Annotated in this window: 10 protein-coding genes; 1 reads left to right on the forward strand and 9 read right to left on the reverse strand. The window is 75.3% G+C overall.

The features are described 5' to 3' along the window. Positions 1-98 precede the first annotated feature (98 nt). From ABZY91_RS39810 to ABZY91_RS39825, 4 genes are all read right to left on the reverse strand, one after another. Entirely contained in the window at positions 99-1301 is a 1203-nt protein-coding gene (locus ABZY91_RS39810) for a DUF2510 domain-containing protein (RefSeq protein ID WP_355408876.1), read from the reverse strand. A gap of 167 nt (positions 1302-1468) precedes the next feature. Then, complete coding sequence (locus ABZY91_RS39815) at positions 1469-2287, reverse strand: 3-oxoacyl-ACP reductase (RefSeq protein ID WP_355408878.1); 819 nt, start codon at positions 2285-2287, stop codon at positions 1469-1471. A 9-nt stretch (positions 2288-2296) separates the two neighbouring features. Next, positions 2297-3712, reverse strand: coding sequence for an aldehyde dehydrogenase family protein (locus ABZY91_RS39820; RefSeq protein WP_355408892.1), 1416 nt, complete (start codon positions 3710-3712; stop codon positions 2297-2299). A 5-nt stretch (positions 3713-3717) separates the two neighbouring features. Further along, positions 3718-5088 carry a glutamine synthetase family protein gene (locus ABZY91_RS39825; RefSeq protein ID WP_355408894.1) on the reverse strand — a complete coding sequence of 457 codons (1371 nt, stop codon included), beginning with the start codon at positions 5086-5088 and terminating at the stop codon, positions 3718-3720. 258 nt (positions 5089-5346) lie between these two features. Here ABZY91_RS39825 and ABZY91_RS39830 point away from each other — a divergent pair, with 258 nt between their 5' ends. Continuing rightward, complete coding sequence (locus tag ABZY91_RS39830; protein ID WP_355408880.1) at positions 5347-6114, forward strand: gamma-glutamyl-gamma-aminobutyrate hydrolase family protein; 768 nt, start codon at positions 5347-5349, stop codon at positions 6112-6114. Positions 6115-6208: 94 nt separating this feature from the next. On the opposite strand, the gene ABZY91_RS39835 is transcribed toward ABZY91_RS39830, so the two are convergent. The 5 genes from ABZY91_RS39835 to ABZY91_RS39855 are packed head-to-tail and all read right to left on the reverse strand — an operon-like array spanning position 6209 to position 11122. Then, positions 6209-7057, reverse strand: coding sequence for a GDSL-type esterase/lipase family protein (locus tag ABZY91_RS39835; RefSeq protein WP_355408882.1), 849 nt, complete (start codon positions 7055-7057; stop codon positions 6209-6211). A gap of 34 nt (positions 7058-7091) precedes the next feature. After that, the gene (locus tag ABZY91_RS39840; RefSeq protein ID WP_355408884.1) at positions 7092-8330 is read right to left on the reverse strand and encodes a beta-ketoacyl-[acyl-carrier-protein] synthase family protein; all 1239 of its coding nucleotides are present in this window, start codon (positions 8328-8330) and stop codon (positions 7092-7094) included. Continuing rightward, the gene (locus ABZY91_RS39845) at positions 8327-8683 is read right to left on the reverse strand and encodes a phosphopantetheine-binding protein (RefSeq protein ID WP_355408886.1); all 357 of its coding nucleotides are present in this window, start codon (positions 8681-8683) and stop codon (positions 8327-8329) included. Before ABZY91_RS39845 ends, ABZY91_RS39840 begins: the two co-directional genes overlap by 4 nt. After that, the gene (locus ABZY91_RS39850; protein ID WP_355408888.1) at positions 8680-10194 is read right to left on the reverse strand and encodes an MFS transporter; all 1515 of its coding nucleotides are present in this window, start codon (positions 10192-10194) and stop codon (positions 8680-8682) included. The genes ABZY91_RS39845 and ABZY91_RS39850 overlap by 4 nt, the downstream gene beginning before the upstream one ends. A gap of 7 nt (positions 10195-10201) precedes the next feature. Further along, positions 10202-11122 (reverse strand): cyclopropane-fatty-acyl-phospholipid synthase family protein, encoded by a 921-nt coding sequence (locus ABZY91_RS39855; RefSeq protein WP_355408890.1) that lies wholly within the window; start codon positions 11120-11122, stop codon positions 10202-10204. Positions 11123-11295 lie beyond the last annotated feature (173 nt).

Here is an 11295-nt window from a genome sequence, read left to right on the forward strand (position 1 = left end):
CACTCTTCCCCTCCCCGCCGCTCTCCCGATCGCGGTGCCGCCCACCGCTGTCTCCCGCGGCCGGCCGGGACCGGTGCGGTCCCGGCCCACGGCCCGGGTCAGGTCGTCGCGGTACCGGCGCCGCCGTCGGGTCCACCGGGGAGGCCCGGGACGGCCGGCAGCTTGCCGCTGTAGTCGTCGATGCCCTTGACGATGGTGTCCATCACCGACAGCTCGGGCGCCTTGGGGGTGATGTCGAAGCCGAGGTGCACCGAGACCAGGGTCTTCCCGTCGGCGGACGGGAAGACCACGGTCTGCACGTACCCGTCGTTGCCCTTGGCCGCGTCCACCTTCCAGCGGACCAGGTAGCCGTCCCGGCCGTCGACCTTGACCGCCTCGGACTTCAGCTCCTCGTGCGAGACCAGCTCGTTGTAGGAGTCCTTGGCCGCCTTCTCGATGTCGGCCTTGGCCGCCGCCTGGGCGTCGGTGCCGCCGCCGGCGATCCGGCCGCTGTTGGCACCGCCGAGCGAGCAGGTCCCGCCGCCCTCGCAGGTGTACGACCCGATGCTGAGCGCGGCGAAGCCGTCCCGGGTGGTCCCGCCCTCCCAGCCGGACGGGACGGGCAGGACGAGCCGGTTCACCACGTCGACGGCCTTGTCGCGGCCCTTGGCCGTGCCGTCGTCCTGGCCGCCGCTGTCGCCGCTCCCGCCGTTACCGCCCTTGCTGTCGCCGCCGCCGTTGCCGTTGCCGCCCTTGCCGCTGTTGCCGTTGCCGTTGTTGCCGTTGCCGTTGTTGCCGTTGTTGCCGTTCCCGTTGCCCTGGCCGTTGCCCTGGTCGCCGGGGCCGCCGAGGTCCGGCAGGCCCCGCCACGGGCCGCCCTCGCCGTACGGGCCGTTCGGGAAGCCGGGGCGGGCGGACCGCTGCCGGTCCCCGTGGTCGTCCATCGCCAGATAGGTGATGCCCGAGCCGGCGCCCAGCCCGAGCAGGGCCGCCACCGTCGCGGCGACCACGAGCTTGGACGGCCGGCGCCGCACCTTGGGGGGCGGCGGCACGGGCGAGCCGTAGGCGGTACCGAAGGGGGGCGGTTCCGGATAGCGGGCCGACGGACCGCCCTCCAGCACCTCCCCCTCCAGCACCCGGGTCTCGGCGGTCGTGTCCGGCCCCGGAGCGCCGGCCGCCGGGGACTCCGGCGGCGGCGCGTCCGAGGGTGCGGGCCGGGTGCTGGCCGTCCAGCCCGTGCCGTCCCACCAGCGCTGGGGTCGCGGGTCGCCGGTGATGTCCTTCGGGTCCGGGTACCACCCGGCGGGGATCTGCTCGCTCACGACACAGAATCTAAAGGGAACCGGATAAACGCGATATCAGCGGGACACCGAATTCCCGGCATTTTCCATGAGATTACGGTGAGAAGCGGCGGGGCCGCCCGGACGGACCGATTCCGGACCCTCCCGGCGGCCCGGCCGGGCCCGTCCCGGCGGCCCGTCCCGGAGGGCTACAGCGGGGTCACGTAGGCCCCCGAGATCCCGCCGTCCACCAGGAACTCGCTCGCCGTGATGAAGGAGGAGTCGTCGCTGGCGAGGAACGCCACGGCGGCGGCGATCTCCTCGGGCCGCGCGAACCGGCCCAGCGGGATGTGCACCAGCCGCCGCGCCGCCCGCTCCGGGTCCTTGGCGAACAGCTCCCGGAGCATCGGGGTGTCCACCGGCCCGGGCGAGAGCGCGTTGACCCGGATGCCCTCCCGGGCGAACTGCACGCCCAGCTCCCGGGACATCGCCAGCACCCCGCCCTTGGAGGCGGTGTAGGAGATCTGCGAGGTGGCCGCGCCCATCCGGGCCACGAAGCTGGCGGTGTTGATGATCGAGCCGCGCCCGTGCCGGCGCATGTACGGCAGCGCGGCCTTGCAGCAGAGGTAGACCGAGGTCAGGTTGACCTCCTGGACCCGCCGCCAGGCGTCCAGCCCGGTGGTCAGGATGGAGTCGTCCTCCGGCGGCGAGATGCCCGCGTTGTTGAACGCGACGTCGACGCTGCCGAACGTCTCGTAGGCCTGGTCGAAGAGCGCCTCGACCATGTACGGGTCGGTGACGTCGGTGTGCACGAACAGGCCGTCGACCTCCTGCGCGGCCGCCTTGCCGGTGGCCTCGTCGAGGTCGGCGCAGACCACCTTCGCCCCCTCGGAGGCGAGCCGGCGCGCGGCCGCGAGGCCGATGCCGCTGCCGGCTCCGGTGATCACCGCGGTACGGCCGACCAGCCGCCGGCAGACCGGGGCACCGGGCTCCTGGCTCTCGTGGGTCTCGTGGGACTTCCGGGTCACGGTGTGCTCCTACTCCTCGGTCCGGATGAAGACGTTCTTGGTCTCGGTGAAGTGCGTCAGCGCGTCGGGCCCGAGTTCCCGGCCGACACCGGACTCGCCGAATCCGCCGAACGGCGTCCAGTACCGCACCGAGGAGTGCGAGTTGACGGAGAGGTTGCCCGCCGCGACGCCCCGGGCCAGGCGCAGGGCCCGGCCGAGGTCGCGGGTCCAGATCGAACCGGAGAGGCCGTAGCGGGTGGCGTTGGCGAGCCGCAGGGCGTCCGCCTCGTCCTCGAAGGGCAGCACGACGGCGACCGGACCGAAGATCTCCTCGGTGACCGCCGGCGCGTCCGGGTCGGTGGGCGCCAGCACCGTCGGCGGGTACCAGAAGCCGGGGCCGTCCGGCACGGCGCCGCGGGCCAGCACGGGAAGGTCCGGGGTGACGAACGACGCCACCCGGCGGACCTGCGCGGCCGAGATCAGCGGGCCCAGCTGGGTCTCCGGGTCGGCCGGGTCACCGGTGCGGACCGCCTCGACGGCGGGCAGCAGCAGGGCGAGGAAGTCGTCGTAGACCGCACGCTGGACCAGGATCCGGCTGCGGGCGCAGCAGTCCTGACCGCTGTTGTCGAGGAAGGACATCGGATCGGCGGCCCCGGCGAGGTCGGCGTCGGCGAAGACGATGTTGGGGCTCTTGCCGCCGAGTTCGAGGGTGACCCGCTTGGCCCGGGCCGCGCAGCGGGCGGCGACCTCCTTGCCGACCACCGTCGAACCGGTGAAGACGATCTTGCGGACGGCGGGGTGGTCGACCAGGGCCCGGCCGGTGGTCGGGCCAGCACCCGGGACCACCTGGAACAGGCCCTCGGGCAGTCCGGCGGCGAGGGCGAGTTCGGCCAGCCGCAGTGCGGTCAGCGGGGTGGCCTCGGCGGGCTTCAGCAGCACCGCGTTCCCGGCGGCGAGGGCGGGTGCGAAGCCCCAGGCGGCGATCGGCATCGGGAAGTTCCACGGCGCGATCACCCCCACCACGCCGACCGGCTCGTGGAACGTGACGTCCAGCCCGCCGGCCACCGGGATCTGCCGCCCGGTCAGCCGCTCCACTCCCCCGGCCGCGTACTCCAGCAGGTCGCGGACGTTGCCCGCCTCCCAGTGGGCGGTCCCGACGGTGTGGCCGGCCTCGGCGACCTCCAGTCCGGCTAGTTCGGGGACGTGCACCTCGACCTGGTCGGCGAAGCGCCGCAGCAGCCGGGCCCGCTCGCCGGGAGCGAGGGCGGCCCAGCCCTGCTGCGCCTTGACGGCGCGCTGGACGGCGGCGTCCAGCCGCTCCGGGGTGGTGTCCGGGACGGTGGCGAGGGTCTCGCCGGTGGCGGGGTTGAGGACGACGGAGACGGCGGGTCCCGCGCCGGACCCGTGGCCGGCGGTGGCGGTGGTGGTGTCACTGGTGGTGTCGATGGTGGTCACATCCGCTCGAAGGATCGGTAGCGCTCCCAGTCGGTGATGGCGCTGTCGTAGGCGGCCTGTTCGACCCTGGCCATGTGCAGGTAGTGCTCGACCACGTCGTCCCCGAACGCGGCGCGGGCGAGCTCGCTCGCGCCCCACAGGTCGGCCGCCTCGCGGAGCGAGCCGGGCACCCGGGCGTAGTCCTCGACGGCGTAGGCGTTGCCCAGGCAGGGCGCGGGCAGTTCCAGCTTCTGCTGTACCCCGTGCAGGCCGGCCGCGATCATGCCGGCCACCGCGAGATACGGGTTGACGTCCCCGCCGGGCACCCGGTTCTCCATCCGCAGGCCCGGGCCGCGGCCCACCACCCGGTAGGCGCAGGTGCGGTTGTCCCGGCCCCAGGCGACCGCCGTCGGGGCGAACGAGCCCGGCCGGTACCGCTTGTAGGAGTTGATGTTGGGCGCGTACAGCAGGGTGAACTCGCGCAGTGCGAGCAGCTGGCCGGCCAGGAAGTGCCGCATGGTGTCGGTCATCCGACCGTCGGGGTCGGCGAAGGCCGGGGCGCCGACGGCGTCGCGCAGCGAGAGGTGGATGTGGCAGCTGTTGCCCTCGCGCTCGTCGTACTTGGCCATGAAGGTGAGCGCGCAGCCCAGTTGGGCGGCGATCTCCTTGGCACCGGTCTTGTAGACGCTGTGCTGGTCGCAGGTGGTGAGCGCGTCCGTGTAGCGGAAGGCGATCTCGTGCTGGCCGAGGTTGCACTCCCCCTTGGCGGACTCCACCACCAGGCCGGCGCCGGCCATCTCGATGCGGATCCGGGAGAGCAGCGGCTCGACCCGGGCGGTGCCGAGCAGCGAGTAGTCGACGTTGTAGAGGTTGGCCGGGGTCAGGCTGCGGTAGCCGCCCTGCCAGGCCTGCTCGTAGGTGTCGCGGAAGACCAGGAACTCCAGCTCCGTGCCGATGTCGGCGGCCAGGCCCTGTTCGGCCAGCCGCTCGATCTGGCGGCGCAGCAGCTGGCGGGGCGCCGCGGCGACCGGACGACCGCCGTGCCGGGCGAGGTCGGCGGTGACCTGGGCGGTGCCGGGCTGCCAGGGCGTGAGCCGGAGGGTGTCGAGGTCGGGGCGCATCGCGAAGTCGCCGTAGCCGGTCTCCCAGGAGGAGAGGGCGTAGCCGTCCACCGTGTTGAGGTCGATGTCGACGGCGAGCAGGTAGTCGCAGGCCTCCGCGCCGTTCTCGGCCACCTCGTCGAGGAAGAACCGGGCCGCGAAGCGCTTGCCCTGGAGTCTGCCCTGCATGTCGGTGAAGGCGAGCGCGACGGTGTGGATCTCGCCGGCGTCGACCAGGGCGCGCAGCTCGTCCAGGGCCAGCGGGGCACGGCGCGACGCGCCCGACACGGCTCTGCCGGACCCGGCGCCGGGTCCGGCAGAGCCGGTGGCGCCGGGCTGGGCGGTCGGCGCAGCGGCGGCGCTGCCTGGCGCGGCGACGTGGTCGTTCATGGCGGACACCCTCCTCGTCGATCACGCTGTGAGATCACGTGGTCACAGGGAACCGTACGGCCTGTCACTGACGGCGCGGAAGAGGGCGGGCTGGTGTGGCGCGCCGATATGCGTGGTTGGCGATGTATCGGGCGGCACGGGAGGAGAATGCCCGCCATGGATCGCAGGCCTTTTGTCGGCGTCAGCACCTATCTGGTGGACGCGAGTTGGAGCGACTGGAGGGACCGCCGGGTGGCCCTGGTGCCCGAGCGGTACACCTCGTACGTCAAGGACTCGGGCGGGATCGCGGTGCTGCTGCCGCCGGACGCCCCGGAACGCGCGCCGGAGGTGCTGGCGCGACTGGACGCCCTGGTCGTCGCGGGCGGACCGGACATCGACCCCGCCTACTACGGGCAGCAGCCGCACCCGCTCACCGACGTGGACACCGTCGAGCGGGACGTCTGGGAGTGCGCGCTGCTGCGGGCGGCGCTCGCGGCGGGCATGCCGCTGCTGGGGATCTGCCGGGGCATGCAGGTCCTGAACGTCGTCTGCGGGGGCACGCTGGTGCAGCACCTGCCGGACGTCGTCGAGGTGGACGTGCACACCGGCTCCCCCGGCAAGTACGGCACGCACGTGGTGCGGCCGGTGCCCGGGACGCTGCTCGGCGGGCTGCTGCCTGAGCCCGAACTGACCGTGCCGACCTTCCACCACCAGGCGGTGGACCGGCTCGGCACGGGCCTGCGGGTCGGCGCGCACGCACCGGACGGGACGGTGGAGGCGGTGGAGGGACCGGGGTTCACGCTCGGCGTGCAGTGGCACCCCGAGCAGGGGGACGACCTCCGGGTGATGCAGGCGCTGGTCCGGGCGGCGACGGCGGCGCGGACGCCGGAACTGGATCTGGACCTGGGCCTGGGTCTGGGCCTGGAGGCGGTCGAGGCGCGGTAGCCGGCGGGACCGGCGGTGCGTCCGGACGCCCGCGCCCCGTACGGGGGTGCGGGCGTCCGGACGTCCGGGTGTCCGGGCCGTGTTCGGTGGGCGCTCAGGCGCTGGGCGCCGCCGAGGTACCCGCGGCCACGGCGGCCACCGGTTCGGCGGGTGCCGACTCGGCGGGCAGTCGGGAGGCGGCGTCGAGAAGCGCGGGGAGCATGCGGGCGGCGTGCTCGGCGTAGCCCCGGGAGCTCGGGTGGACGCCGTCGGGGGCGAGGAGCAGCTCGGCACGGTCCTGGAACTCGGGCCCGGAGGACGGGGCCAGCGGCGTCCCGGCGCGCTCGGCGGCGCGGGCCTGCCGGCGGGCGAGGCGCCGGGAACGGTGCCCGCCGACCAGTCGGGCGGGGGTACGGAAGCCGGGCGCGTGGCCGGGGTCGGGGCACGGCACCACGACCGGCTGCCAGCCGGTCTCGCGGAGCCGCCCGAGCAGCACGGCGAACAGACGGGCGGACCGGCCGATCGGCAGCGGGAGGAGGGCGTCGTTGCCGCCGACGATCACCACCGCGAGCCCGGGCCGCAGGCGCGCCGCCCGGGCGGTCTGCCGGCGCAGGCCGGTCGTGGTGGCGCCGACCCGGGCGAGGACGCGCAGGTCGACGGGCCGGTCCAGCCGGTCTCCGAGCGCCTGGGCGAGCCGGGCCCCGAGCGTCTCCTCGGGGCGGTCGGCGCCGAAGCTCCGGGCGAGGGAGTCACCGAGCATCAGCAGGGTGACCGGCCGCTCGTCCGCGGGTTCGGCCGGGCCGTAGCGGCCGTCGGCGTGCGGGGCCGACCAGTCGGCGGGCGGGCGGCGCATCAGCAGCCGGCCGTAGAGCCGGGAGGCGGCGAGCCGGGCGCGGAGCAGGGGGCGGCGGGCCGCGGGGGCGGACGGGGTTTCCGGGGCGGAGCGGGTGGTCGGGGCGGGCATGGTGGGACTCCCGGGGCAGGCGGACGGGGGCGTGTCAGGCGGAGGTCAGGACGACGGCCGCGTTCTGGCCGCCGAAGCCGCTGGACACCGAGACGGCGGCCTGGAGCTGGACGCGCCTCGGCCTCTTGGTGACCACGTCGAGGTCGATCGCCTCGTCCAGCCGGCCGAGGTTGGCGGTGGGCGGGATCAGCCCGTACTGGAGGGTGAGGACGGTGACGGCCGCCTCGATCGCGCCCGCCGCGCCCAGGCAGTGGCCGATCACACTCTTGACCGCCGTGACCGGGGGCGGCCGACGGAAGACCTGCCGCAGGGCGGCGGCCTCGGCCAGGTCGTTGAGCGTGGTGCCGGTGCCGTGCGTGTTGACGTGGCCGATCTCGTGCGGCGCCAGCCCGGCGTCGGCGAGCGCGATCCGGACGGCGCGGGCCAGACCCGCGCCGTCCGGGCGGGGCGCGGTGAAGTGGTGGGCGTCGGCGGTGGAACCGTGGCCGGCCAGGTAGGCGCGCGGGCGGACGCCACGGGCCCGGGCGTCCGCGGCGCGTTCCAGGACGAGGAGGCCCGCGCCCTCGCCGAGCACGAAGCCGTCCCGGTCCGCGTCGAAGGGCCGGGAGGCTCCGGCCGGGTCGTGGCGGCGGCGGGAGAGCGCGCCGAGCCGGTCGAAGGAGGTCGCCACCATGGGCGACCGGCCGCTCTCCGTGCCGCCGGCCAGCACCACGTCGCAGGAGCCGGCCCGGAGCAGGTCGCAGGCGACGCCGAGGGCGGTGGTGCCGGAGGCACAGGCCGTGCTGGTGACCAGGTTGGGCCCCCGGGCCCCGAGGTCGAGGCCGACCTCGCCGGCGGCCATGTTGGGGATGGAGCGCGGTGCCATCAGCGGAGAGACCAGGTCGGGGCGGCCGTCCGCGAGCCGCCCGTACTCGACCGCGTGGGTGTCCGTGCTGCTGGCGCTCACCCCCAGCACCACCCCGACCCGGTCCGGGTGCCAGTCGGCCGGGTGGAGGTCGGCGTCGGCGACGGCCTCCCGGGCGGCCAGGACGGCGAGTTGGGCGAACCGGTCGAGCCGCCGGACCAGCCGGCCGCCGAGCAGGGCGACCGGGTCGAAGCCGTCGGCCCGGCAGGAGAAGTCGACGTTCAGCCCGGCGAGGAGCGGGTCGCGCCGGGCGGTCGGCTCTCCGCCGAGCAGGTGGTCCCAGCCGGCCGCCACGCCGAAGCCGGCGGGGGTGACCAGGCCGAGCCCGGTCACCGCCACCGCCCGGTCGGCCACCGTGTGGGCGCTCAACTGACGGCGCCCGCGGTCAGATCGACACCGACGAGCGGGGCGGCACCGGGAGCCGGAAGGGCGCCCGGCGCGGCACCCGCAGCGGCACCCCGGCCGACGACCGGAACGGCGCCCGGGCCATCGGCCTCGGCCGGGGCGGCACCGGCGTGGGCGAGCAGTTCGCCGAGCGTGGAGTCCGGCCGGATGTCGCGGACGGTGACGCCGATCCGCTCCTCGACCAGCAGGGAGAGTTCGACCAGCGCGAGACTGTCGAGCGACAGCGAGGCCAGCGTGGCCTCGGGCGTGACGAGTGCGGCCGGCACCTCGAACTCCTCGACCAGGCAGGCACGCAGGACGGTGAAGCTGTCGTTCATGGGACGTTCCTTTCAGTGGCGGACGGTGCGAACGGCCGGGCCGTTCGGTCCGGTTCGGGGGCGAGGACGGGCGGCAGGACGGCCTGAGGGACGGGCCGCGTGGCAGGCTGCGGGACGGGGAGGCGGGCGGGCAGCCGGAACCAGGCGAGCAGGACGCCCGCCGCGGCGACGGCCCCGCCGACCTGCGCCGCCGCGGTGAGCCCGGTGGTGAACGCGATACGGTCGCCGGTCGCCGCATCGGCCGCGGCGGTGGCCAGCACGGAGCCGAGCACCGCCACGCCGAGGGTCGAACCGACCTGCCGGGTGGCGTCGTTGAGGGCCGATCCGACCCCGGCCATGGCGGCCGGCACGGCGCTCATCACCAGCTCGGTGGCGACCGGCGCCATCAACCCGGCGCCGAAACCGGAGACCGCCTCGAAGACGAACACCGGCGCGTCCCCCGACTCCGCGCCGAGACGGCCGAGTTGAACGAATCCGGCGGCGATCAGCAGTTGCCCGGCCGCGACCGGGACGCGCGCGCCGGCGTACCGGGCGACCACCGGGCCGAGGACGGCCCCGACGGCCAGCCCCAGCGAGAGCGGGACCATCCGCAGCCCGGCCTGCCAGGCCGAGAGGCCCCGGACCTGCTGGAGGTAGAGGGTCAGCAGGAACATCGCGCCGAACATCGCGAAGGACATCAGCGCCAGGCAGACCGCGGCCGGCCAGACCGGCCCGTCGCGCAGCAGTCGGACCGGCACCATCGGTGCGGCGCAGCGGAGTTGGCTCAGCACGAAGAGGCCGAGCAGCAGCGCGGCGGCGGCGAGGGCGGCAAGCACCTCGGGGCTGGTCCAGCCGCGTCCGGGCGCCTCGATGATCCCCCACACGAGGGTGAGCAGAGCGGCACAGGAGAGCAGTGCGCCGAGCCGGTCCAGCGGCCGGGCCTCCGGATCGCGCGACTCGGGGATCACCGGGGTGACCACCAGGATCGCCGCCACCACGGGGACGTTGAGCCAGAACGCGGCCTGCCAGCCGTGCTGTTCGACCAGCCGGCCGCCGACCACCGGACCGAACAGCGCGCCGACGCCGGCCACCGCCGCCCAGATCCCGATCGCCCGCCGCCGGTCGGCCGCCGCGGGCAGGACGTGCACCACGGTGGAGAGCGTCGAGGGCATGAACAGTGCCGCGCCGACGCCCATCGCGCAGCGTGCGGCGACGAGTCCGGCCGGGCCGTCGACGAGCGCACCGGCCGCCGAGGCGAGCGCGCAGACGGCGAGTCCGGTCGCGAAGGCACGCCGCCGGCCGTACCGGTCGCCGAGCGCGCCGGCGGCGAGCACGCAGCCGCCCAGCGCGAGCGCGTAACCGTCGACGATCCACTGGGTCTCGGCCAGCGTCGGCCGGAGATCGTCCCGCAGGCTCGGGATCGCCACGTTGAGGACGGTGAAGTCGAGTCCGAGGAGGAAGAGGGCGGCGCAGACGACGGCCACCGCCGCCCACGCCCGCGGCCGGGCCACCGGGCCGTTCGAGGGGTCCATCCGGGCCTCAGACCGGCAGCCGGAGCGGTTCGTCGCGCCGCCGGAAGCCGATCCGGTAGAGCGTGGCGGCGCCGCGCAGGAAGGTGACCTCGCAGGCGCGCAGGTAGCGGCGGTAGCGGCGGAAACCGTCCGGGCCGACCAGTGCCTCGGCCTCGGCGCGGGCCCGCAGCAGCCGGGCGGACCAGGCGCCCAGGGTGCGGGCGTAGTCCTCGGCGGAGGCCCGGACGGCGGTCACCGCGAAGTACGGGTCGCCGGCGGTGACGATCTCGCCGAGCCGGGGCAGCGCCGCACCGGGGAAGACCTCGGCCGCGACGAACGAGCCGACCGGACCGTCGCCGCCGGTCACGCCGTCGTAGGCGATGGTCTGCAACGACATCCGGGCGCCGGGGCGCAGCCAGCCGTGGCAGCGTTCGAAGTAGCCGCGGTAGGCGGCGAGCCGTCCGGCGGCGTCCATGTCGGCGGTGGCGAAGTGCTCGAAGGCACCGATCGAGACGATCCCGTCGTAGGGCCGCTCGGGGCGGTGGCCGTCCCAGCTCTCCAGCCGGACGTCGACGCCGGGGAGCGCGAGCCCCCGTACGTGGGCGTGCTGGGCGCGGGAGAGGGTGAGCCCGGTGGCCTCGCCGGCCCGGCCGGTGAGGACGGCGTGGGTGAGCAGGCCGCCCCAGCCGCAGCCGACGTCGAGCAGGCGGAACCCGGCGTCGGAGGCGGCGCCGGCCAGGTCGAGGTGCAGGTCGAGCTTGGCCCGCTGGGCGCGGGGCAGGGCGGTGGTGTCGGGCTCGCCGGGGGCGATGCCGTCCCAGACGGCGGCGGAGTAGCTGAGCGTCTCGTCGAGCCAGAGGGCGTAGAAGTCGTTGCCGAGGTCGTAGTGGAACTCGATGTCGGCGGCGCTGGTGCCGACGGTGGTGGTGCCGACGGTGGTGGTGGTCATACCTCTCCTGTTCGGGGAACGGGCGGGCGGTACCGGACGGCCCGCGCGAGGCGACGCGGGTCGGCGGCACCGGGAAGGGCGACGCGGGTCGGCGGCGCTTCGGGGCGGACGCCGCGGGACGGCGGTGCGGAGCGGCAGGGCCGCGGGACGGCGGCGCCGCGGGGCGCTTCAGG

Origin of the sequence: Kitasatospora sp. NPDC002965, from assembly GCF_040611255.1 — a bacterium.
Lineage (GTDB): Bacteria > Actinomycetota > Actinomycetes > Streptomycetales > Streptomycetaceae > Kitasatospora.